Annotated in this window: 1 protein-coding gene; it reads right to left on the minus strand. The window is 63.7% G+C overall.

The features are described 5' to 3' along the window. Positions 1-509, minus strand: a 509-nt coding sequence (locus QKY98_RS23735) for a Helicase associated domain protein (protein ID WP_284671721.1), incomplete at both ends; no start/stop codon positions are given.

The raw sequence follows: 509 nt of genomic DNA on the forward strand, positions 1-509 counted from the left end.
TCCGGATCCTCCGGGTTGTCCTTCAGCCGCGTGCGTTGATTCGAGCACCACCTGCCGAGCCTGTAACCATCGCTAGTCACGTAGGCGATTGGCACATCGCAGTGGCAATGCGTGGCCTTGAACTGCTCCAGGTGCTGCAGGCCCTGGTCGAATGCCGCACTGAACATCTCCCACACGAAACCCAGCTGGTTCAGCAGCTCGATTCGCTGCTGGTCCATTTGGCCGTCGCGGTAGCGCGCGCGCTGATTCCCGACCCAGGTACCGAGCGCTGTCCCATCAGGCAGCACGAAGTCGAGCGGCACATTCACATGGCCATGCAGCGCACCGAATTCCTGCAGCGCGGTGTAGGCGGCTTCCCAGCGGGCATCTAGCACGCCAGCGTCGAAGTCGAAGCCCAGGGCGGCCAGCCGATCACGCCTGGGTGGGTCGATCTGACGACTGCGTTGGTTCCGGCACCAGTCGGCCAGATCGGTACCGTCTACCAGCACCTGGCGCTGGGCAATGCGTAG

Source organism: Pseudomonas sp. HR1, assembly GCF_030175875.1.
Classification (GTDB): domain Bacteria; phylum Pseudomonadota; class Gammaproteobacteria; order Pseudomonadales; family Pseudomonadaceae; genus Chryseomonas; species Chryseomonas oryzihabitans.